Here is a 22,755-nt window from a genome sequence, read left to right on the forward strand (position 1 = left end):
CGCCGAGACACAGCTGCCCGAGTAGCGCCTTCCCGTGCACCGACCGGACCCGCCGCCATGGCGGCCGACGCCAAAAAGTCCGCCAACCGCAGCCAATCGAAGGAGACTTGCCGTAGGGACTCATTCGAGGGATCAACATCAACGGCTACGGATCGCATCCAGTGCGCACCGAACCCCGGATTTGCGCATCCAGTGCGCATCGGGCACCGACATTGCGCATCAGATTGCGGACCCTGCACCGCGCCAGGCACGCCGCGGAGCGTCACCGCGCCCTCAGCTCACCACGCTCTCCCGCCACGCCCTGTGCAGGCCGGCGAACTCTCCCGTACCGGCGATCAGTTCGTCGGGGGCGCCGTCCTCCACGACTCGGCCGTGTGCCATCACCAGGACCCGGTCGGCGATCTCCACCGTGGAGAGCCGGTGGGCGATGACCACGGCCGTGCGGCCGCGCAGCACCGTGTGCATGGCGCGCTGTACGGCCCGTTCGCCCGGGATGTCCAGGGAGCTGGTCGCCTCGTCGAGGATCAGTACCGCCGGATCGGCGAGCAGCGCGCGGGCGAAGGCCACCAGTTGCCGCTGGCCCGCGGAGATCCGGCCGCCCCGCTTGCGTACGTCGGTGTCGTACCCGTCGGGGAGCGACATGATGAAGTCGTGGGCGCCGATGGCCTGTGCGGCGCGCTCGATCTCGTCGCGGGTGGCGTCGGGCCGGCCGATCGCGATGTTCTCCGCGACCGTCCCGGAGAACAGGAAGGCCTCCTGGGTCACCATCACGACCCCGCGCCGCAGCTCAGCGCCCGCAAGTTCGCGCAGGTCGACGCCGTCCAGGAGGACGCGGCCCTCCGTCGGGTCGTAGAAGCGGGCGAGCAGCTTGGCCAGCGTCGACTTGCCCGCGCCGGTGGAGCCGACCACGGCGACGGTCTGCCCGGCCGGCAGCGTCAGATCGAAGCGGGGCAGCACCTCGCCGCCCGTGCGGTAGGCGAACCGCACCCCTTCGAACCGCACCTCGCGGCCCGGCCGGCCGGATTCCGGTACGGGCAGCGGGCGCACGTCGGACGCCGCGGGCTCGGGCACGGTCGGCGTCTGGGCGAGCAGCCCCGCGACCTTCTCCAGGGACGCCGCCGCCGACTGGTAGGAGTTGAGGAACATGCCGAGCCGGTCGATCGGGTCGTACAGGCGCCGCAGGTACAGCACGGCGGCGGCCAGCACGCCGAGCGCGAGCCCGCCGTCCGCGACCCGCTGGGCGCCCCACAGCACGATGGCGGCGACGGCGGTGTTGGCCACGAGCCGCGAGCCGACCACGTAGCGGGCCATCTCCAGCATGGCGGCGCCGTTGGTCCGCTCGTGCCGGCGGTTGAGCTCGCCGAACTCCGCGTCGTTGGCCTGCTCCCTGCGGAAGGCCCGCACCGGCCTGATGCCGTTCATCGTCTCCGCGAACTTCACGATGACGGCGGCGATCGCGGTCGAGCGGTCGCGGAACATCGCCCCCGCGCGCCGCTGGTAGAGGCGGATGAGGAGGTAGAGCGGCACGAACGACGCGACCGCCACCGCGCCGAGCCCGAGGTCGAGCCAGAGCAGCATCGCCGAGATGTAGACGAAGGAGAGGATGACCGTGATGAGTTCTTGCAGGCCTTCGCTGAGGAGTTCGCGCAGCGACTCGACGTCGGTGGTCGAGCGGGAGATCAGCCGTCCGGACGTGTACCGCTCGTGGAAGTCGACGCTGAGCGCCTGCGCGTGCCGGAAGATGCGGCCGCGCAGATCGAGCAGCACGTCCTGGTTCACGCGCGCGGAGGCGACGATGAACGCGTACTGCAGCGCGCCCGATGCACCCGCGCAGCAGAGGTAGCCGATGCCGACGGCGATCAGTGGACCGTAGTGGTCGGCGCGCACGGCGGGCACGCCGCGGTCGATGGCATACGCCACGAGCAGTGGTCCCGCCTGCACGACGGCCTGCTGCACGAGGAGCAGTACGGCGGCGAGCGCGACGCGGCCGCGCAGCGGCGAGAGCAGTGAGCGCAGCAGGGCGCGGGTGGCGCCGGGCGGCGCGGGCAGCTCGTCCTTGTCGAAGGGGTCGTCCGGCGCGGGCGAGCCCGCGGGACTCCCGGGGGCGCGGTGCCCCGCGGGCTCCCCGCGTTCGCCGCTTCCCCCGTCCCTCCCGTGCTCCTCGGGCTCTTCCGGGTCTACGGGCTTCTCCCGTACGGATGTCGACGAGGTCATCGGGCGGGCTCCTCGGCGGGGCGGTGGGCGGCAGGGCGGTCGGAGGGGTGCTCGGCCCCGGCGTCGGGGTCGGGGCCGGCGTCGGGGCCGTCGGCGGCGTCCGCTCCCGACATCAGCCACGCGTACTCCGCGTTCTCCCGGAGCAGCTGCTGATGGGTGCCGACGGCGGCGACACGGCCCCCGGAGAGCAGGGCGACACGATCGGCGAGCAGCACCGTGGAGGGGCGGTGGGCGACGATCAACGCGGTCGTGTCCGCGAGGACCCGCCGCAGCGCCGCCTCCACCAGCGCCTCCGTGTGCACATCGAGGGCGGAGAGCGGGTCGTCCAGGACCAGGAAGCGGGGGCGGCCGACCACCGCGCGGGCCAGGGCGAGGCGCTGGCGCTGGCCGCCGGACAGGCTCAGGCCCTGCTCGCCGACCTGGGTTTCGGTGCCCTGCGGCAGGGCGTGGACGAAGTCGGCCTGGGCCACGTCGAGCGCCCGGCGCAGCTCGGCGTCGCCCGCGGACCGCGCCGCGCCCATCAGGACGTTCTCGCCGACCGTCGCGGAGAACAGGGTCGGTTCCTCGAAGGCGACGGCGACGAGCGTACGCAGGTGCTCGCGGTCCATCGCCGTGATGTCCTCGCCGTCCAGCGTGATGCGGCCGTCGGTCACCTCGTGCAGGCGGGGCACCAAAGCGGTGAGCGTCGTCTTGCCGCTGCCTGTCGCGCCGACGAGAGCCATGGTCTCGCCGTGGCGCACATGCAGGTCGACGCGGTCGAGGACGGCGGGGGCGTCGGGCGCGGCGTCCGGATACCTGAACACCACACGGTCGAAACGGATCCCACCGGTATCGGTGCCGGGACGGGTCTCGGTGTCGGGACGGGCATCGGTGTCGGGATGGGGATGGGTATCTGCGTCCGGACGGGTATCGGTCTCGGGGCGAGCATCGGTGTCGGGACGGGTATCGGTCTCGGGACGAGCAACGGTGTCGGGACGGGTATCGGTCTCGGGGCGAGCAACGGTGTCGGGACGGGTATCGGTCTCGGGGCGAGCATCGGTGTCGGGACGGGCATCGGTACCCCCCACCCCGTCCTCCGGCTCCGCGTCCATCACCTCGAAGTACCGCTCCGTGGCCGTCGCCGACTCCTGGCTCATCGCGAGCAGGAAGCCGATGGACTCCACCGGCCAGCGCAGCGCGAGCGCCGTCGACAGGAAGGCGACCAGCGTGCCCGCCGACAGGTCGCCGTCCGCGACCCGCACCGTGCCGAGCACCAGCGCCGCCCCGATCGCCGCCTCCGGCAGCGTCATGATCACGGCGTAGATCGCGGCGAGGATCCGCGCCTTGGCCAGTTCGGTGCCGCGCAGCGTGTGCGAAAGGTCGCGGAAGGCCCGCGCCTGGCTGCGGTGGCGGCCGAAGCCCTTGATGATGCGGATGCCGAGCACGCTCTCCTCGACGACCGTCGTCAGATCGCCGACCTGGTCCTGCGCGCGCCGCGCCACGGCGGTGTAGCGCCCCTCGTAGTACGCGAGCGCGATCACCATCGGCGCCACGGGCGCGAGCAGCACCAGGCCGAGCGTGAAGTCCTGCCCGAGCAGGATGATCACGCCGACCAGGATGGTCGCGCCGTTGACCAGCAGGAACGTCAGCGGGAAGGCCAGGAACATCCGCAGCAGCATCAGATCAGTCGTACCGCGCGAGAGCAGCTGTCCGGACGCCCACCGGTCGTGGAAGGCCACCGGGAGCCGCTGCAGATGGCGGTAGAGGTCGGCCCGCATCGCGGCCTCCACGCCCGCCAGGGGTCGCGCGATCAGCCACCGCCGCAACCCGAAGAGCAGCGCCTCCGCGACACCGAGCAGAAGCAGCAGGAGAGCCCCCAGCCACACCCCGGCCGCATCCCGGTCGGCCACGGGACCGTCGACCATCCACTTGAGCACGAGGGGGAAGACGAGGCCCGTACAGGAGGCGACGACCGCGATGACCGCCGCTGTGACGAGGCGGGCGCGGATCGGCCGTACGTACGGCCACAGGCGCAGCAACGTCCGTACGGTGGACCGTTCTTCGGCGGGGGCAGCTGATTTCGGCATCAGGAGTGAGCCTACGTATCGCCACTGACAGAGCCCACCGAGTTTTCCACCGGAGGGCGGCGCGCGGCCGGGTCGTACGTCATGGGCGGAGGGGCCACCGGTGGGGGAGTCGTACCCCGCCGTCAACCGATCGGCTGATGCGTCTTCGAGCGTGATGGGCGATGCCCGTGCCCGGGCCGGCCGGGGAACCTCGACGTATGCCCCTCATCGAAGCGCATGGACTCAAGAAGGCCTACGGCGACCGTACCGTCGTCGACGGCGTCTCCTTCGCCGTGGAGGAGGGTGAGATCTTCGGCATCCTCGGACCCAACGGCGCGGGCAAGACCACCACCGTCGAGTGCGTCGAGGGGCTGCGCGTCCCCGACTCCGGCACCGTCCGCGTCGCGGGACTCGACCCGGTCGCCGACCACGAACGCCTCACCCGCATCCTCGGCGCCCAGCTCCAGGAGAGCGAGCTCCAGCCGAAGCTGACCGTGCGCGAGGCCCTCGAACTGTACGCGGCGTTCTACCCCGCCCCGGCCGACTGGCGGCCCCTCGCCGAACGCCTGCGCCTGACCGACAAGCTCGACAGCCGCTTCGGCAAGCTCTCGGGCGGTCAGAAGCAGCGCCTGTTCATCGCGCTCGCGCTCATCGGCGATCCGAAGGTCGTCGTCCTCGACGAGCTCACCACCGGCCTGGACCCGCGCGCCCGCCGCGACACCTGGGAGCTGATCGAGGACGTCCGCGACCGCGGCGTCACCGTCCTCCTGGTCACCCACTTCATGGAGGAGGCGCAGCGCCTCTGCGACCGCGTCGCCGTCATCGACAAGGGGCGGGTCGCCGCCCTGGACACCCCGGCGGGCCTGATCAGCCGCTCCGCGAACTCCACGGTGATGTCGTTCACGCCGTCCGCGCCGCTGGACGAGCGCGCGCTCGCGGGGCTGCCCGCCGTCACCTCCGTCGAACACCGCGACGGCCGCTACACCCTGCACGGCACCGACGAGAGCGTCGACGCCGCGATCACCCTGCTCGCCAGGCACCAGATCACCGCCCACCAACTCCGGGTCGCCGACGCCACGTTGGACGACGCCTTCCTCGACCTGACGGGAGCATCGGCATGACCACGGCCACCGCCGCACCGCGCAACCCAGACAACACTGGCAACTCTGGTAACACGGGCAACACAGACACCGCCCGCAACAAGGCCGCCAGGGCCGTCCTCAAGGCCGAGATCCGGCTCTTCCGCCGCGAACCGGGCGCCGTCTTCTGGATCCTGGCGTTCCCCACCCTGCTCCTGGTGATCCTCGGCTCCATCCCGTCCTTCCGGGAGACCGACGCCTCGCTGGACGGCCTGCGCCTGGTCGACGCGTACGTTCCCGTCACGGTGCTGCTCTCCCTGATCATGGCCGGGGTGCAGGCCATGCCGCCGCTGCTCACCGGCTACCGCGAACGCGGCATCCTGCGCCGCATGTCCGCGACCCCGGTGCGCCCCTCCGCCGTGCTCGGCGCGCAGATGGGCATCCTCGGCGCCGCCGCGCTCGGCTCGGCACTGCTCTCCCTGACCGTGGGCCGCCTGGCGTTCGACGTGCCGCTGCCGCGCCAGCCCTTCGGGTACGCCCTCGCGCTGCTCCTCGCCGTCGCGTGCGGACTCGCCCTCGGCGCCCTGGTCGCGGCGCTCGCCCGCACCACGAAGGCGGCGACCGCGATCGGCTCCGCCGTCTTCTTCCCGATGATGTTCAGCGCGGGCGTCTGGCTGCCGGTGCAGGCGATGCCCGACGCGCTCGCCCGCGCCGTCGAGGTCACCCCGCTCGGCGCCGCCTCCCAGGCACTGGGCGACGCCGCATCCGGCGACTGGCCCGGCTGGGTCCACCTGGGCGTCCTCGCGCTGTGGGCCGTGGCCCTGTCGGCGGGAGCCGCGCGCTGGTTCCGGTGGGAGTGAGGCCGCGGTGGGCAGGCCCGTGACCGACACTTGGTCCATGGACGCGACCTCGGCGGACGCCGTGACGACGGTCGAGCAGCGCTGGGGCCTGTTCAACCGGTGGGGCCCCTACGGCCTGCTCTGCTTCGGCACCCTGATGGCCCTCGCCACCGGCGGCGTGGTCGGGATGGGACCGGCCGACTGGTACGCGGCCGGGGCCCTGGTCGCCGCGGCGTTCGTGCTCCAGCTGTGCTGGGGCCGGGCCGCCCACACGCGGCCCGGCCCCTCCGCCGCGGGCGTCTGCTACTACGCCGTGCGGTGGGCGATCGCCTTCGCCCTCACCTGGATCAACCCGTTCTTCGCGTTCTACGCCGTCGTCGGCTACTTCGGCGCCGAACGGCTGCTGCCGCCCCGCCTCGTCAAACCCGGCCTCTTCGCCACCGCCGTCATCATGGCGGGCTCCCAGTCCGGCGGCCTGCCACCGGCGAACGGCGCGGCCTGGGGCGTGTTCGGCGCGCTCCTCGCCGTCAACGTCGCCCTGCTCACCGTCTTCGCCCACCTCGCCGCCCAGGAGGACGAGCGGGCCCGCGTCCAGGCCGTCACCATCAAGGAACTGGAGTCCACCAACCGCGCCCTGAAGCAGGCCATGGACGAGAACGCCGCCCTTCACACCCAGCTACTCGTCCAGGCACGGGAGGCCGGTGTCGCCGACGAGCGGCGCAGGCTCGCCGCCGAGATCCACGACACCATCGCGCAGGGCCTGACCGGCATCATCGCCCAGCTCCAGGTCGTCGCGAACGCCTCCGACGAGACCCTGGCCCGCGAACACCTGGGCCGCGCCGCCGACCTCGCCCGGCACAGCCTCGGCGAGGCCCGCCGCTCCGTGCACAACCTCTCGCCCGCGCCGCTCGAGCACGACCGGCTCCCCGAGGCGCTCAAGAAGACCGTCGCCGAGTGGGCGGAGCGCACCGGCGTACGCGCCGACTTCACCGTCACCGGCACCGCCGAGCACCTCCACGACGAGATCGAGGCGACCCTCCTGCGCATCGTCCAGGAGGCCCTGTCCAACGCCGCACGGCACGCCGACGCGGCCCGCCTCGGCGTCACCCTGTCCTTCATGGGCGACGAGGTCAGCCTGGACGTGCGCGACGACGGCCGGGGCTTCGACCCGCTCGCCACGGCCGCGCGCACCGGCTCGGGCGGGTTCGGCCTCGACGGCATGCGGGCACGGGCGGAACGCATCGCGGGATCGCTCACCGTGGAGTCCGAGCCGGGCGGCGGCACCGCGGTGTCGGCTCGCGTACCGTTGGTGCGTCATGACCACTGAAGTGATCACTCTCCTCCTCGTCGACGACCACCCCGTCGTCCGCGACGGGCTGCGCGGCATGTTCCTGTCGGCCCCCGGTTTCGAGGTGCTCGGCGAGGCGTCGAACGGCGTGGAGGCCGTCGCCCTGACCGCCGAACTCGACCCGGACGTCGTCCTGATGGACCTCCGCATGCCGGGCGGCAACGGCGTCGACGCGATCGCCGAGCTCAACCGGCGCGGCTCCCGCGCCCGGGTCCTCGTTCTCACCACGTACGACACGGACTCCGACACGCTGCCCGCGATCGAGGCGGGCGCCACGGGCTACCTCCTCAAGGACGCCCCGCGCGACGAGCTGTTCACCGCCGTCCGCGCCGCCGCCCAGGGCCGCACGGTCCTCTCGCCCGCCGTCGCGTCCCGGCTCGTCTCACGCGTACGCGCCCCCGGCAACGAACCGCTGAGCACCCGCGAGAAGGAGGTGCTCGCACTCGTCGCCAAGGGCACGTCGAACCGCGCCATCGCCGCCGAACTCTTCATCAGCGAGGCCACCGTCAAGACGCACCTCACCCACATCTACGGCAAGCTGGACGCCAAGGACCGGGCGGCGGCGGTGGCGACGGCGTACAGCCGCGGAATCCTCGGCTGACGCCCTACGCCCGCTCCCACAACGCGGGAACATTCGGCGGCTCCCAGCCGGTCTGCGCCTGGTGCCCCTGAAGGCAGCGATAGCTGGACCCGCCGTAGGTGACCGTGTCACCCGCCGCGTACACCTTGCCCGCGGCCCACGTGCCGCCCGGCTCGGGGTCGCCCGGCCCGGGGTCGCCCCCGCCCGTCGTCCTCAGCGTCAGGCCGAACTGCTGGAGCAGCGGATTGATGGGCTGGTAGAACGTCGTGCCGCCGCCGGAGCAGTCGCCGGAGCCTCCGGACGTGACGCCCTGCGCCTGGCTCCCGGATATGAAGGAGCCGCCCGAGTCGCCCGGCTCGGCGCAGACCGTCGTCCGCGTCACGCCGTTGATCGTGCCCTCGGGGTAGGTGACGCTGGTGTTGTGCTGCTGGATCGTGCCGCAGTGCCACCCCGTAGTGGAGCCCGAGCGGCAGATCGACGCACCCACCGGGGACTGTGTGGAGCCCCCGACGCCGACCTGCTGCCCGCCCGGGCCCTCCACGTACGGGGTGGCGGTCCATTGGGAGTTGGCGGCGACCCAGGCCATGTCCAGGCCGGGGAAGATCGACGCCTGGAACGTGCCCTGGGCCACCTGGTTGTAGCCGCTGGTCGCGGTGCCCGCGCGCCCGCAGTGGCCCGCCGTGGCGAAGCCCTGCTGCGTGCCCTTGGTGACCGGGAAGCCGATCGAGCAGCGACCGCCGCCCATGTAGTACGCGTCGCCGCCCACCAGGTCGTACAGCGGCCGCGGCCGCTCCGCGGTCCTCTCGACGCGTACGAGAGAGGCGTCGAGGCCCGCCGCGGCGACGAGGGACGCCGCCGCCGAGGCGCGCACGGCCCGCACCACGACCGCGTTGGAGCGTACGTCGACGTACCGGACCGGCGCGTCGAGCGTCGCCCTCTTCGTCGCCACCCGGTCCAGCCTGGCTTTGGCGGCGTCCAGTTGGGCGGCCGAGTGCGCGACCACCGCGGCCCGCGCGCCCCGTGCCTCGATCACCGGGACGTCGGCGGCGTCCGTGGTCGCCACCGTGAGCCGCGCGGAGGTGGCGCCGTGCACCCAGGCGCCCGCGAAGTCGCGGCCGAGGGCGTTGCGCAGCGCCCCCGCGACGGCGCCGGCCTCGGCCTCGTTGACCAGCCGGGCCCTGGCCTGTGCCGCGGTGAGGCCGAGGTCGCGCCGCATGGCCCGCAGCACTTCGGGGGAGGTCTGGCCGACGGCGGCGCTCCGGGCGGGGGAGAGGGGCCGGGAGGGGGCGGGGTCACTCTGCGCGGAGGCGGTCGCGGGCAGGCCGGCGAGGACCAGCGCGCCGGTCGCGACCGCCGCGGCACACGCCGCCGCGACACGTCGGGGAGGGGTGGGGAGCATGCGGGGTCTCCTCGATCTACCAGGGAGAAGGAGTTGCCGGGGAAGCGGGGATCGCCCACACCGTAGAAGCCTCAACTGCCCGCAAGTAGCTGTCAGCCGACCCCCGGCACCGGCGTTATGGAACACGGGTGCGGCCGTGCGCCGGGGTGACGGTCACATCGACGGGGGCGACGGCGCGGAGAGCCACGCCGTGTAGCTCTCGCTGCGCGCCGCGGCCTCGGCGTGCGCGGCCCGCGTCTGCGCGAAGACGGCGGCCGCCGTGTCGTGGGCCGGCGCCGCGGGGTGCCAGCCGAGCAGATGCCGCCAGTACAGCGGCGCCCCCGCCAACGGTCTGGTGACCAGACCCGGCGTCGGCGGGAACGTCGCGCGGCAGAGCCCCACCGCCCGCCCCACCTGCACCAGATGGACGCACGACGCGACATCCGTCTCGTACACGCGCGTCGGCGTGAACCCCGCACGCGCGCACGCCGCGGAGAAGCAGTCCGCGAAACAGCCGTCGCCCGGCACGTCCGTCCACGCCTCGTCCGCGAGCAGCGCGAGATCGATCTCCGGGCGGTCGGCCAGCGGGTGGCCGGTCGCCAGCATGACGAAGACCGGATCGCGGGCCACTTCGCGCCAGACGAGGAGCTCGTCCTTGGGCGGCGCGCTCGCCCCGCACGTGCCCACCAGCGCGAAGTCGAGACGGCCCGCCGCCGTACGGGACGCGATCTCCCGCTCGGACCACGAGGTGTGGGTCGTCACCGGCGCCCCCGGATACGCGGCGGCGAGCCGGTCCACCAGGGCGCCGAGCAGCGGCCCGTGGGTGCCGCCGAGCCGGAACCCCGCGCCGCCCTCCCAGGTCTGCGCGAACCGCTGCGCCTCCTCCCGCAGCCCGCTGACCGCGGGCAGTACGACCCTGGCCCGGGCCAGCACGAACTCGCCGAGCGCGGTGGCCCGCACCCCGTGCCTGCCGCGCTCGAACAGCTCACCGCCGAGGGCGCGCTCGATCCGCTTCAGCTGCGCGCTCAGCGCGGGCTGCGCGAGCCCGAGCGCGGTGGCGGCCTTGGTCAGGCTGCCCGCGTCGGCGATCGCCCGGATCGTCCGAAGGTGCCGCAACTCCAGGTCCATAAGGCGAGCTTGGGGTCCTCCCCGGGCCGGGGCAAGACTTTGGTCCGGACCAAAGGGCACCTTCTTCAGCCACCGGTCACCCGCAACAGCACCACCGACCTCCCCGCCACCGTCATCGTGTCCCCCGCCCGGTGCACGGCCCCGGGCGCCGCGTCCTGCTTCTCGGCGGACGTGTCCACGACGACCTCGTACGCGTCGGCCCACGGCGGCCCCGGCAGCACGAACGCCGACGGCTCCTGCGCCGCGTGCAGGACCGCGAGGAAACTGTCGTCGACGACTGGGACGCCCCGGGCGTCGCGGCCCGGTATGTCGCGCCCCGACAGATACATGCCGAGCGTCGCCGTCGGCGCGTACCAGTCGGCCTCCGTCATCTCCCTGCCCGCCGCCGTGAACCACGCGAGGTCCCGCAGGCCGTCCGCCGAATGGGCGCGTCCGGAGAAGAACGCCCGCCTGCGGAGCACCGGGTGACGGCGCCTCAGCTCGATGAGGCGGGCGGTGAGCGCGCACAGCTCGCGCCACCCCGGCTCCTCCCTGAGCCCCCAGTCGACCCAGCTGATCTCGTTGTCCTGGCAGTACGCGTTGTTGGAGCCGCGCTGCGTCCGGCCCATCTCGTCGCCCGCCACCAGCATCGGCACGCCGGTGGAGAGCAGCAGCGTCGTCATGAGGTTGCGCAGCTGCCTGCGCCGCAGCGCCGTGATGCCCTCGTCGTCCGTCTCGCCCTCGGCGCCGCAGTTCCAGGACCGGTTGTCGTCCGAGCCGTCCCTGTTGCCCTCGCCGTTGGCCTCGTTGTGCTTGCGCTCGTAGCTGACGAGGTCCCGCAGCGTGAAACCGTCGTGCGCCGTCACGAAGTTCACCGACGCGTACGGCCTGCGCCCGCCCCACGCGTACAGGTCGCTCGACCCCGAGAGCCGGTAGCCCAGATCCCGCACATCGGGCAGCGCGCCCCGCCAGAAGTCCCGCACCGCGCCCCGGTAGCGGTCGTTCCACTCCGTCCACAGCGGCGGGAACGCCCCCACCTGGTAGCCGCCCGAGCCCACGTCCCACGGCTCGGCGATCAGCTTCACGCGCCGCAGGACCGGATCCTGCGCGATCACCGCGAGGAACGGCGAGAGCATGTCGACGTCGTGGAAGGAGCGCGCGAGCGCCGCCGCGAGATCGAAGCGGAACCCGTCCACGCCCATCTCCGTCACCCAGTACCGCAGGGAGTCCGTGATGAGCCGCAGGACATGCGGCTGGACGACCTGCAAGGTGTTGCCGCAGCCCGTGTAGTCCGCGTACCGGCGGGCGTCCGGCTGCAGCCGGTAGTAGCCGCGGTTGTCGATGCCCTTGAGCGACAGCATCGGGCCCAGCTCACCGGCCTCCGCCGTGTGGTTGTAGACCACGTCGAGGATGACCTCGATGCCGGCCTCGTGCAGCGCCCGCACCATCCGCCGGAACTCGCCGACCTGCTCGCCCCTGGTGCCGGTCGCCGCGTACGCCGCGTGCGGGGCGAAGTAGCCGATGGAGTTGTAGCCCCAGTAGTTGCGCAGGTTCCGGCGCAGCAGGTGGTCCTCGTGCGCGAACTGGTGCACCGGAAGCAGCTCGACCGCCGTCACCCCGAGGCGTACGAGATGGTCGAGCGCGGCCGGATGCGCCAGCCCCGCGTACGTGCCGCGCAGCTCCCGCGGCACGTCCGGGTGCAGCTTGGTGAAGCCGCGCACGTGCAGTTCGTAGATGACCGAGTCCGCCCACGGCGTCTTGGGCCGCCGGTCGTCCGTCCACTCGTCGTCCGGCGCGTCGTCGTGCACGACCACGCCCTTGGGTACGTACGGCGCCGAGTCCCGCTCGTCGCGGACCGTGTCCGCCACGTGCTGCTGGGGCCAGTCGCGCACGTGCCCGTACACCTCGGCGGGCAGCCGGCCGTAGTCGTTGCCCGGGCCGCCATCCACCGCGCGCGCGTACGGATCGAGGAGCAGCTTCGCCGGGTTCCAGCGGGCGCCGGTCCAGGGGTCCCAGCGGCCGTGTACGCGGTAGCCGTACCGCTGCCCGGGGCGTACGCCCGGCACGAAGCCGTGCCAGATCTCGTGCGTCAGCTCCGTCAGCCGGCAGCGCGTCTCGATGGACCTGCCCCCCTCCGTGTCGAACAGGCACAGCTCGACCGCCTCCGCCCCGCCCGCCCACAGCGCGAAGTTGGTGCCCGCCACCCCGTCGGGCCCCACCCGGAACCGGGCGCCCAGCGGCGTCGGCGCACCCGGCCACACCGGACGCGTCGGCGCGGCGCGCGGCGCGGCCCGCCTGCTCCTGCTCCCGTTCACCGTCGGGGCGGGCCGCTCGGTCGTGCCGTGCCCCATCGCCCGCGCCTCGTGCACTGCCCCTTGATCGGGTGCGCTCGACACCTGCTCGCCTCCCGCGGCTCCGTCGGCCGACGCGCGAAGAAGGGCGTGCGGCGTCCCGGCCGCGGCTCCCCCCTACGTCGTCCTCCCCCATGTTCTGCCCACCGTGCGCGTCGCACTCACGTTTCCCGGGCAGGGGGAACGTCGTTGGGTCCCACGTGAGACAGGTTGCGAGGCGCGCACGGCGCGCAGGGGCCGTGCTGGCCGCGGTGGTGACATGGGCGGGCCTGCTGGCAGGGGCGTCCGGCTGCTCCGCAGGGAAGATCGACACGATCATGGGGAAACCGCGCTCGCCCGCGGACGCGATCCGGGTGTCGCCCGGTGACGACAGCAAGGGGATCAAGCCGGACGAACGCATCGAGGTCACCGTCCCCACCGGCCGCCTGGAGTCGGTGAAGGTCGTCCGGACGCAGGACGCGCAGCGCTCCGACGTGCCGGGCCGCATCGACGAGGACGGCATGACCTGGCGGCCCCTCGGCGAGAGACCGCTCGCGCTCGCCGCCACGTACAAGATCGACGCCGTCGCCCTTGACGGCCACGGCCGCCGCTCGGCCCGCCACACCACCTTCCGTACGTACGTCCCCGACGAGCGCTTCACCGCGTACGTCACGCCGGAGAACCGCGCCACGGTCGGCACCGGCATGATCGTCTCCCTGGAGTTCAACCGGGAGGTCGAGAACCGCGACGCCGTCCAGCGCGCCATCCGCGTCACCGCGCACCCGGCCGTCGACATCCGCCCGCACTGGTTCGGCAGGACCCGCGTCGACTTCCGCCCCGAGAAGTACTGGAAGCCCGGCACGAAGGTCACCGTCGGGCTGCGGCTGCGCGACGTCCAGGCCGCCCCCGGGGTCTACGGCCTCCAGGACAAGAGCTTCTCGTTCACCGTGGGCCGCAGCCAGCAGTCCCTGGTCGACGCCGCCGAGCACACCATGGAGGTACGCCGCGACGGCGAGCTGCTCTCCACTGTGCCGATCACCGCGGGCGCCCCCAAGTCCACCACGTACAACGGGAAGATGGTGGTGACGGAGATGCTGGAGGTGACCCGCATGAACAGCCGCACCGTCGGCTTCGGCGGCGAGTACGACATCCCCGACGTGCCGCACGCCATGCGCCTGACGACCTCGGGCACCTTCCTGCACGGCAACTACTGGTCGCCGGACGCCCCGGGCAACACCAATGTCAGCCACGGCTGCGTGGGCCTGCGCGACGTGAAGGGCGGCAGCTCACGGACGCCCGCGGGCTGGTTCTTCGACCGGAGCCTCATCGGGGACGTCGTCGAGGTGGTCAACAGCAATGACAAGACAGTCGCTCCGGACAACGGCCTCGGCGGCTGGAACATGGAGTGGAAGGACTGGGTGAAGAACGGCTGAACTCGCGGGTACTCGCACGGTGATCCCCGGGTGTCCGGCCGGGGACCGCCAGGTGACCCTGGTCCGCCCGCACCCCTGGGCAGTTGGAACGCAACGGTGACATTGGCGGGGAGTCATCGCCGGGGACCGTGTGGTTACCTATCGCTGGCGCGTGTCCGAAACGGGCAGGTGCAACGGGGTGCGGGCCTGGATCAGGCCGTGCGAGGGGAGACGACATCTTGAACGGGCGACCGATATCGGGGACGTCGGTTGGCGCGCGATCGCGCGCGCGGCGGCGGGGCGCCAGAGGTCTGACGGCGGTGGCATCGGGGGCGACGCTGCTGTTCGTCGCGGCATGCGGGGGCGGCTCGGATTCCGGCGACGGTGACGGCAAGGGCGATACGGGCAAGAACGCCCCCTCGGCGGCCGTCGTGACGATAGCCCCCAAGGACGGCGCGGACTCCGTGGCCACCAGCGGCGCGCTGAGGATAGGCGCGACGAAGGGCAAGCTGTCCGAGGTCGCGGTCGAGGACAGCAAGGGCAATCCGGTGCCCGGCAGGATCACCGGGGGCGGCACCGCCTGGAAGCCCGCGCACCACCTCGCGGCCGCCACGAAGTACAAGGTGCACGCGGTGGCCAAGGACTCCGAGGGCCGCGCGTCCGCCAAGGACACCGCCTTCACGACGCTGACCCCGAAGAACACCTTCGTCGGCCAGTTCAACCCGGAGGACGGCTCCACGGTCGGCGTCGGAATGCCGTTCTCGGTGCACTTCACCCGGGGCATCACCGACCCCGGGGCCGTCGAGAAGGCCATCGAGATCAAGACTGATCCGGCCGTGCCGGTCGAGGGCCACTGGTTCGGCAACGACCGCCTGGACTTCCGCCCTGAGCACTACTGGAAGGCCGGCACGAAGGTCACCGTCAAGCTCAACCTCGACGGCGTCGAGGGCCGCCCCGGTGTCTACGGCAAGCAGGCCAAGACCCTGAAGTTCACGATCGGCCGCAGCCAGGTCTCCACCGTCGACGCCAAGACGCACCAGATGAAGGTCGTCCGCGACGGCAAGCAGATCAAGAAGATCCCGATCACCGCGGGCGCCCCCGGCACCACCACGTACAACGGCGAGATGGTCATCAGCGAGAAGCTCCAGGTGACCCGGATGAACGGCGAGACCGTCGGCTTCGGCGGCGAGTACGACATCAAGGACGTCCCGCACGCCATGCGCCTGTCGACCTCCGGCACGTTCATCCACGGCAACTACTGGTCGGGCGGCGCCTTCGGCAACACCAACGCCAGCCATGGCTGCATAGGCCTGAGCGACGTGCGGGGCGGCTACAGCAAGAAGACGCCCGCCGGCTGGTTCTTCGACAACTCGATGATCGGCGACCTCGTCGTCGTGAAGAACTCCGCCGACAAGAAGATCCAGCCGGACAACGGCTACAACGGCTGGAACATGTCGTGGGACAAGTGGAAGGCGTAGCCCTTACGACGATCCGCCGGTGATCCGCCGGTGATCCCGGCGAGAGGCCCGGCGCACTGTGACCAAGTGCACCGGGCCTTTCCCCGTTAACCCCCGCTAACGTGCCTGTCATGACTGCAACCCTCGAAGTCGCCGAAGGCGTCGGCACGATCCGACTCGACCGCCCCCCGATGAACGCCCTGGACATCGCCGTCCAGGACCGCCTCAAGGAGCTCGCCGAAGAGGCGACGCGCCGCGACGACGTACGCGCGGTGGTGCTCTACGGCGGCGAGAAGGTGTTCGCGGCGGGCGCCGACATCAAGGAGATGCAGGCCATGGACCACGCGGCCATGGTCGCGCGCTCCGGGGCCCTGCAGGAGTCCTTCACCGCGATCGCGCGCATCCCCAAGCCCGTCGTCGCCGCCGTCACCGGCTACGCGCTGGGCGGCGGCTGCGAGTTGGCGCTCTGCGCCGACTTCCGGATCGCCGCGGACAACGCCAAGCTCGGCCAGCCGGAGATCCTGCTCGGCCTCATCCCCGGTGCGGGCGGCACCCAGCGCCTGGCCCGGCTCGTCGGCCCGTCCCGGGCCAAGGACCTCATCTTCACCGGCCGCCAGATGAAGGCCGACGAGGCGCTCGCCATCGGCCTGGTGGACCGCGTCGTGCCCGCCGCCGAGGTGTACGAGCAGGCGCACGCGTGGGCCGCGCGCCTTGCGCGGGGTCCGGCCATCGCGCTGCGCGCCGCCAAGGAGTCCATCGACGCGGGCCTGGAGACGAGCCTCGACACGGGTCTGGCCATCGAGCGCACGTGGTTCGCGGGCCTGTTCGCCACCGAGGACCGCGAGCGGGGCATGCGCAGCTTCGTCGAGGAGGGTCCGGGCAAGGCCAAGTTCGTCTGAACTGGCCATCGCGGGAGCGCAGTTGGACGCCCGCCAGAGAGCATGTCCCTCGAAGGGGCGGATTATGCGCGACTTAACACAAGCTTAAGTGCGGCCGTATCAAGGCGTTGGGTGATCACCCGTAAGCGGGAAGTCATCGCAGGTCAGCGCCATTTCTGAGCCTCTCGGCTGCCAATGGCATATGTCAGACGAGCCCCCCGGAATGGATGGTTCCGGGGGGCTCATTCCGCCAGAACGGCCCCGGAAAGCGCTCTGGGCGGCCATGATGGTTGCATGGCGGGGCTGGAGGGTCATGAACGGCCGCGGCGGCAGGGCAGTGCGACCGCGGCACGCTGGTCGCCGGCGGTAGAGGACGAACACGCGCTCAAGGCGCTCGAGTTGTTCGGCAATCCGACGGACGCGGAGGTTCCGCTGCCGTCGCGCCCGGAGTCCGCCGCCATCGCGCGCCGTCTCGCCCAGGTCGTCGTCCTGCGCCACTGGGGGCTCTCCCCGAAGCTCACCGAAGACGTCGTCCTCCTCGTCTCCGAACTCGTCGGGAACGCCGTGCGGCACACCGGCGCCCGCATCTTCGGCCTGCGCATGCAGCGGCGGCGCGGCTGGATCCGCGTGGAGGTCCGCGACCCCTCACGCGGGTTGCCCTGCCTGATGCCCGTCCGCGAGACGGATCTGAGCGGCCGCGGCCTGTTCCTGGTCGACAAGCTCGCCGACCGGTGGGGCGTGGACCTGCTGCCGCGCGGCAAGACGACGTGGTTCGAGATGCGGGTCGCCGACCGCTGAGGCGGGGGAGCGGATGGGGCCGGATACGCGAAAGCCCCCGGCGGCCGGGGTTCGGCGCGATGGGGGCCTTCGTGAAGCGCCGTGGATGTTTGGGGTGTGTCCACGGCGGCTGATGACGACCTGAGCCCGGGTCAATGGGGGTCGTGTCTCCGACTATGGCAGACGGGCGCCGACGCGCCAAAATCCCGTACCCCATCATAGAGGGACAAATGCGGACAGTTTAGAAGTGAATCCTTGGTGAGATGGGACACCTGCCTGGTAAACGCTGGTTAAGCGACAGCTGTGGCAGATGATACCCAAGGTCCTAAGGTGCGGAATCGAACCCGGGGAGCCCGACCCGTAACGCCCCCAACCGGGCAATCAGCATCTTTTGCATGTTCTTCCCATTAAATGGGTGGGTGAACGAGACCGATCGCCGCAGAGCCCTGCGCGCGGGCGTCGGCCTTCTCGCCGCGGGCGCGCTCACCACCGGGTGCGCCGCGGACGGCCCCGCCCCCGCACCCGACCGCCCACCCGCGTCCCCCGCAGGCCCCCCGGACAAGGGCCGCCGCCCCGCCCCGGCCGCCGCCCCCGCCCCCCGCCGCTTCCCTGGCCTGCCCACCCAGATCGCCCACGGCCCCCGCACCCGCCCCCAGGTCGCCCTCACCTTCCACGGCCAGGGCGACCCGGCCACCGCGAAGGCGCTGCTCGCCGAGGCGGAGAGGGCCGGCGCGAGGGTCACCGTGCTGGCCGTCGGCGGCTGGCTCGACGACCACCCCGAGCTGGCGCGCCGCATCCTCGACGGCGGCCACGACCTCGGCAACCACACCCACCACCATCTGGGTATCAACGGCATGCCCGAGGCGCGGGCCTACGCCGAGATCACCGGCTGCGCGGAACGGCTGCGCCGCCTCACCGGCTCCATCGGCACCTGGTTCCGCCCCTCGCGCGCCCGGACGGCGACCCCTCTCGTCGAACGGCTCGCCCGCCGCGCGGGCTACCCGCACGTCCTCTCGTACGACGTCGACTCCCTCGACTTCACCTCGCCGGGCGCCCCGGCCGTCACCCGCAAGCTCGCCGGTGAGATCCGCGCGGGGTCCGTCGTGAGCCTGCACTTCGGGTACGCGGACACGGTCGCCGCGCTCCCCGCCGTCCTGGAAGAACTGGAACGCCGCGGCCTGCGCGCGGTCACGACCACGGAGCTGCTGACCTGATGTCCCAGAAACTCAACCTCACCAAGCGCACCGCGGCCGTGCTCGCCGCCGGCGCCGCGCTCGCCGTGCTCGCCGGCTGCGGCGCCGACAAGCAGGCCGACGAGGCCCTCGGCACCGAGGGCGTGCGCAAGCCCGCCGAGCCGAAGACGGCCCCCGGCCTGCCCGGCATGCCACCCGTCCTCGACCCGAAGGACGCGTACGCCGCCGACCGCCCGAACGCCCTGCAGCCCGTCGCCAAGAAGTTCCTGAACCGCGTCTACGTGCCCAACACCAACTCCAACACCGTGTCGGTCATCGACCCCGAGAAGTACGAGGTCATCAAGACCATCAAGGTCGGCAGGCAGCCCCAGCACGTCGTCCCGTCCTGGGACATGAAGACGCTCTGGGTCAACAACGACCTCGGCGACAGCCTCACCGCCATCGACCCGGTGACCGGCAGGACCGGCCGCACGGTCGAGGTCTCCGACCCGTACAACCTCTACTTCACGCCGAACGGCAGGTACGCCGTCGTGATGGCCTCCATGGACCGCGAGCTCGTCTTCCGAGACCCGAAGACCATGAACCGCGTCAAGACCGTCCCCGTCACCTGCGCGGGCGTCAACCACGCCGACTTCTCCATGGACGGCCGCTACTTCATCGTGTCCTGCGAGTTCTCCGGCGAACTCCTCAAGGTCGACACGGAGAAGATGGAGATCGTCGGCCAGCGGAAGCTGCCCTTCAAGGGCGCCATGCCGCAGGACGTGAAGATGTCCCCGGACGGCAAGACCTTCTACATCGCGGACATGATGGCGCACGGCATGTGGGTCCTGGACGGAAAGAAGTTCACGGAGCCGAAGCTGCTGCCCACCGGCAAGGGCTGCCACGGCCTGTACGTCAGCCGCGACTCCAAGGAGATGTACATCTCCAACCGCGGCGAGGGCACCATCTCCGTCTTCGACTTCCCCAGGAACAGGCTCACCAAGAAGTGGAAGCTCCCGCAGGGCGGCAGCCCCGACATGGGCGGCATCTCGGCGGACGGCAACACCCTCTGGCTCGCCGGGCGTTACGACTCCGAGGTGTACGCCATCGACACGCGTACCGGCGTCCAGCTCGCCCGCATCCCGGTCGGCGACGGCCCGCACGGCCTCGCGGTCTACCCGCAACCGGGCCGCTACTCACTCGGCCACACGGGGATCTTCCGCTGAACCCGCCGCACCTCCGACGGTCGCGGGCGGAGTGTCACGGGTTGATGGTTGACGGTTGACCGAGGCCAACACCGGGCACCAAACGGGCAGTTCAGGAAGTACAGGGAGCCGACGCACCTGCCTTCCCCCCACCCCTGGAGGCGCCCGTGATCCGTGGCATCGACGTGAGCTCGCACCAATCGACCTTCAGCACGGACGGCCTCTCCTTCGTCATGATCAAGGCGACGGAGGGCCGTTCGTACGTCAATCCGAAAATGCCCGCCCAGGTGAAGTGCGCCCGCGACGCAGGCTGCGTGGTCGGGTTCTACCACTTCCTGTGGCCGGGGAACATCACCGCCCAGGCCGCGTACTTCGTGAGCAAGGCGCCGGAGAAGGCGGGGGATCTCCTGGCGGTGGACTGGGAGCGGACGGGGGACGGCACGGTCGCGTCCAACGCGGAGAAGGACCGGTTCATCCGCGAGGTGAAGCGGCTGCGGCCGTCGCACCGGGTCCTCCTGTACGCGAACCGCGACTTCTGGCTCAACCGCGACACCACGTCCTACGCCGGAGACGGACTGTGGATCGCCGACTACGTGACGGCTGGCAAGCCGCGCATCCAGGCGAAGTGGACGATCCACCAGTACGCGTCGTCGCCGCTGGACAAGGACGTGGCCGCGTTCGCGAGCAAGGCCGCGTTGCGGGACTGGGCCACGCCCTGACGGCCCCGGCGTTCCTGGCGTTCCCGATGTCTCCGGTTGTCCGGGTTATTCGGGGGTCTCAGGCGCGCCACTCCGCCGTGCGCTCCGGGGAGGCCGCCGCCAGGGCCTTACGGATCTCGTCCACGCCACCGGTGTTGCCGTAGACGGGAGTTCCGGGCTGCTGGCGCCAGGAGTCGTCCTGGCCGCCGTTGTCGACGGTGTCAAAACCGAGTTCGTCGATGAGGTCGCGTACGACCTTCTTCGCGGCCTCGTCGTCACCGGAGACCGGCAGGGCGACACGGTCCGGGGCGCCCTTGGATCGCGGCTTGTCGAGGATGTCCTGCGCGTACGTGCCGTTGAAGGCCTTGATGACGGGGTGGCCGATCTGCCGCTCCGTCCAGCGGCTCTCGGTCAGGCCCTCCTCGATCTCGGCGATCCGCCCGTCGCGCTCCTTCGGGTAGTAGTTGCCGGTGTCGAGGACGGCGACGTCGTCGGCCGCGCCGTCGAGGAAGCCCGCGGGCAGGTCGGGGACGGCCTTGAGCGGGATCGTCACGACGACGACCTGCGCGCCGTTCGCGGCCTCCGCGACGGTGACGGGCTTGGCGCCGGTCTCCTCGGCGAGGGCGGTCAGGGTGTGCGGGCCGCGCGAGTTCGCGACGGAGACGTCGTGGCCGAGGGTGGTGAGTCGGCGGGTGAGGTTGCCGCCGATGTTGCCCGCGCCGATGATGCCGATCTTCATGACACTGCCCTTCCGGTGTTCCGGTGTTCCGCTGTTGTAGCGGAGGCAACCTCCGGAAAGGGTGGGGTATTCCCCGCCCTCGGCGACATGTACTTCGGCACCGCGCACGTCCACGGCGTCGAAGCCATCAAGGCGTTCTTCGTTAAGATCGACGAACCGCTGGTCATCACCCACGAGGTCCTGGAATTCTGGGCCGCGGGCGACGGCGTCCGACTGCTGCGCGGAGAGGCCACCATGGCCAGGAAGAGCGAACCCGACCGCGTAGTGCGCGCCCCGTTCATGCACATCTTCCACCTCGCCGACGAGGAGGAGATCCGCATCCGCGAACTGCGCATCACCGCGGGGCCGCTGCGGACCGACGCGGTGATGTGAGGCCGGCGCGGTGATGTGACCCCGGCGCGGTGATGTGACCCCGGCGCGCGCGGTGGATCAGGTGCGTGGTGTATCAGGCCGGCGGCGTCAACTTGCGGAGCGTCGCCTGAAGTTCGGCCTGCGCGACCCGTGCCGCCTCCTCCGCGTCCATGGCCTCGACCGCCCGCACCAGGTCCGCGTGGGCGGCGTCGCCGTGGTTCGCCTCCTCGGCGCGTACGCCGGTCAGTTCCAGAAGATCGACCAGGGCCTCCCGCAGGGCAGGCGCGAACTCCGCGAAGAGATCGGTCAGTACGGGGTTGCGCGCCGCCGCCACGACCGCCGCGTGCAGCGCGATGTCGGCGTCGACGAACGCCGCGTCACCCTTCGCAGCCGCGGCCCCGCGCCCCGCGAGCGCGGCCCGCATCGCCGAGATGTCCTCATCGGTACGGCGCAGGGCGGCGAGCCGCGCGGCCTGCACCTCGACGAGCATCCGCACCTCGTACACGTCGGCGACCGCCGCCCTGCGCAACCGGGTCGGCCAGTCCACGACGGCCTCGGTCGCGACGACGAAGACGCCGGCCCCCTGTCGAGGCCGCACCAGCCCGGCGCCCGCCAGCGCCCGCAGCGCCTCGCGGACCGTGGAACGCCCCACGCCGAGCTCTTTGGCGAGCGTCGTCTCACCGGGCAGCTTGGTGCCGATGGGCCAGGTGCCGCCGGTGATCTGTTCGCGCAGACGGGCGGCGGCCTGTTCGACGAGGGGGCTGGGGCGTACGGAGCCGAGTGGCATCGGCGGGCCTTTCGGGGGTGACGGGCGAAGGGTGAGGGGTGGGGATGGGGGGTGGGGGTGGGGGCTTGTCTGAGTTGTACGTGTCCGAGGAGCAAGTGTCCGAGGAGCAAGTGTCCGAGGAGCAAGTGTCTGAGGAGTACTTGTCCGGCGAGTACTCGGATGCCCGACCCTCCGGACTTGTCTGAGGGGTACACGTCTGAGGAGTACTTGTCCGATGAGTACTCGCCCCAGAACTTGTCTGAGGGGTACTTGTCTGAGGACCTGAGGTGTGGCTAGTGTAGCCGCATGATCTTCCGCGGGCTCCTCCTTCTCGGCTGCCGCGGCGGGGCCTGAAGCGACCGGCACCCCGCCGCGGGGTG

19 protein-coding genes are annotated in these 22,755 nt (G+C 71.7%); 12 read left to right on the plus strand and 7 right to left on the minus strand.

Features of this window, described 5'->3' with window-relative positions; genetic code table 11:
* Nucleotides 1-273 precede the first annotated feature (273 nt).
* Both ACFVYR_RS09420 and ACFVYR_RS09425 read right to left on the minus strand, forming a co-directional pair.
* Nucleotides 274-2,214 carry an ABC transporter ATP-binding protein gene (locus tag ACFVYR_RS09420; RefSeq protein ID WP_384249631.1) on the minus strand — a complete coding sequence of 647 codons (1,941 nt, stop codon included), beginning with the start codon at nt 2,212-2,214 and terminating at the stop codon, nt 274-276.
* Nucleotides 2,211-4,280, minus strand: coding sequence for an ABC transporter ATP-binding protein (locus tag ACFVYR_RS09425; RefSeq protein ID WP_384249633.1), 2,070 nt, complete (start codon nt 4,278-4,280; stop codon nt 2,211-2,213). Before ACFVYR_RS09425 ends, ACFVYR_RS09420 begins: the two co-directional genes overlap by 4 nt.
* Nucleotides 4,281-4,477: 197 nt before the next feature.
* On the opposite strand from ACFVYR_RS09425, the gene ACFVYR_RS09430 reads away from it, so the two are divergent.
* From ACFVYR_RS09430 to ACFVYR_RS09445, 4 genes are read left to right on the plus strand one after another with little or no spacing between them, the layout of a single operon-like run.
* The gene (locus tag ACFVYR_RS09430; RefSeq protein ID WP_384249637.1) at nt 4,478-5,380 is read left to right on the plus strand and encodes an ABC transporter ATP-binding protein; all 903 of its coding nucleotides are present in this window, start codon (nt 4,478-4,480) and stop codon (nt 5,378-5,380) included.
* Nucleotides 5,377-6,198, plus strand: a complete 822-nt coding sequence (locus ACFVYR_RS09435) for an ABC transporter permease (protein ID WP_384249639.1) — start codon at nt 5,377-5,379, stop codon at nt 6,196-6,198. The genes ACFVYR_RS09430 and ACFVYR_RS09435 overlap by 4 nt, the downstream gene beginning before the upstream one ends.
* Before the next feature lie 37 nt (nt 6,199-6,235).
* Nucleotides 6,236-7,504, plus strand: a complete 1,269-nt coding sequence (locus tag ACFVYR_RS09440; protein WP_384249641.1) for a sensor histidine kinase — start codon at nt 6,236-6,238, stop codon at nt 7,502-7,504.
* Entirely contained in the window at nt 7,494-8,126 is a 633-nt protein-coding gene (locus ACFVYR_RS09445; RefSeq protein ID WP_384249644.1) for a response regulator, read from the plus strand. The genes ACFVYR_RS09440 and ACFVYR_RS09445 overlap by 11 nt, the downstream gene beginning before the upstream one ends.
* Nucleotides 8,127-8,130: 4 nt before the next feature.
* Here the strand turns inward: ACFVYR_RS09445 and ACFVYR_RS09450 are convergent, their stop codons facing one another.
* From ACFVYR_RS09450 to glgX, 3 genes are all read right to left on the minus strand, one after another.
* A complete protein-coding gene (locus ACFVYR_RS09450) occupies nt 8,131-9,504 on the minus strand; it encodes a carbohydrate-binding protein (protein ID WP_384249647.1) in 1,374 nt (457 codons plus the stop codon).
* 153 nt (nt 9,505-9,657) lie between these two features.
* Nucleotides 9,658-10,611 carry a LysR substrate-binding domain-containing protein gene (locus tag ACFVYR_RS09455; protein ID WP_384249649.1) on the minus strand — a complete coding sequence of 318 codons (954 nt, stop codon included), beginning with the start codon at nt 10,609-10,611 and terminating at the stop codon, nt 9,658-9,660.
* A gap of 65 nt (nt 10,612-10,676) precedes the next feature.
* The gene (gene glgX / locus ACFVYR_RS09460) at nt 10,677-12,986 is read right to left on the minus strand and encodes a glycogen debranching protein GlgX (protein ID WP_384249651.1); all 2,310 of its coding nucleotides are present in this window, start codon (nt 12,984-12,986) and stop codon (nt 10,677-10,679) included.
* Between the two features lie 197 nt (nt 12,987-13,183).
* Between glgX and ACFVYR_RS09465 the strand changes: the two genes are divergently transcribed.
* From ACFVYR_RS09465 to ACFVYR_RS09495, 7 genes are all read left to right on the plus strand, one after another.
* The gene (locus tag ACFVYR_RS09465) at nt 13,184-14,353 is read left to right on the plus strand and encodes an Ig-like domain-containing protein (protein ID WP_384250189.1); all 1,170 of its coding nucleotides are present in this window, start codon (nt 13,184-13,186) and stop codon (nt 14,351-14,353) included.
* Between the two features lie 218 nt (nt 14,354-14,571).
* Entirely contained in the window at nt 14,572-15,810 is a 1,239-nt protein-coding gene (locus ACFVYR_RS09470) for an Ig-like domain-containing protein (protein WP_384249654.1), read from the plus strand.
* A gap of 110 nt (nt 15,811-15,920) precedes the next feature.
* Entirely contained in the window at nt 15,921-16,688 is a 768-nt protein-coding gene (locus tag ACFVYR_RS09475) for an enoyl-CoA hydratase/isomerase family protein (RefSeq protein WP_384249657.1), read from the plus strand.
* Nucleotides 16,689-16,862: 174 nt separating this feature from the next.
* Complete coding sequence (locus ACFVYR_RS09480; RefSeq protein ID WP_384249660.1) at nt 16,863-17,465, plus strand: ATP-binding protein; 603 nt, start codon at nt 16,863-16,865, stop codon at nt 17,463-17,465.
* Between the two features lie 374 nt (nt 17,466-17,839).
* A complete protein-coding gene (locus ACFVYR_RS09485) occupies nt 17,840-18,658 on the plus strand; it encodes a polysaccharide deacetylase family protein (protein ID WP_384249662.1) in 819 nt (272 codons plus the stop codon).
* Nucleotides 18,658-19,842 (plus strand): YncE family protein, encoded by a 1,185-nt coding sequence (locus ACFVYR_RS09490; RefSeq protein WP_384249665.1) that lies wholly within the window; start codon nt 18,658-18,660, stop codon nt 19,840-19,842. Before ACFVYR_RS09485 ends, ACFVYR_RS09490 begins: the two co-directional genes overlap by 1 nt.
* 146 nt (nt 19,843-19,988) lie before the next feature.
* On the plus strand, nt 19,989-20,540 hold the full coding sequence (locus ACFVYR_RS09495; protein WP_384249667.1) for a glycoside hydrolase family 25 protein: 552 nt from the start codon (nt 19,989-19,991) through the stop codon (nt 20,538-20,540).
* A gap of 58 nt (nt 20,541-20,598) precedes the next feature.
* On the opposite strand, the gene ACFVYR_RS09500 is transcribed toward ACFVYR_RS09495, so the two are convergent.
* A complete protein-coding gene (locus tag ACFVYR_RS09500) occupies nt 20,599-21,258 on the minus strand; it encodes an NADPH-dependent F420 reductase (protein ID WP_384249669.1) in 660 nt (219 codons plus the stop codon).
* Between the two features lie 87 nt (nt 21,259-21,345).
* Here ACFVYR_RS09500 and ACFVYR_RS09505 point away from each other — a divergent pair, with 87 nt between their 5' ends.
* The gene (locus ACFVYR_RS09505; RefSeq protein WP_384249671.1) at nt 21,346-21,630 is read left to right on the plus strand and encodes a nuclear transport factor 2 family protein; all 285 of its coding nucleotides are present in this window, start codon (nt 21,346-21,348) and stop codon (nt 21,628-21,630) included.
* 73 nt (nt 21,631-21,703) lie between these two features.
* On the opposite strand, the gene ACFVYR_RS09510 is transcribed toward ACFVYR_RS09505, so the two are convergent.
* The gene (locus tag ACFVYR_RS09510) at nt 21,704-22,396 is read right to left on the minus strand and encodes a FadR/GntR family transcriptional regulator (protein WP_384249673.1); all 693 of its coding nucleotides are present in this window, start codon (nt 22,394-22,396) and stop codon (nt 21,704-21,706) included.
* Nucleotides 22,397-22,755 lie beyond the last annotated feature (359 nt).

It is taken from the genome of Streptomyces sp. NPDC058284 (assembly GCF_042881135.1).
GTDB lineage: Bacteria > Actinomycetota > Actinomycetes > Streptomycetales > Streptomycetaceae > Streptomyces.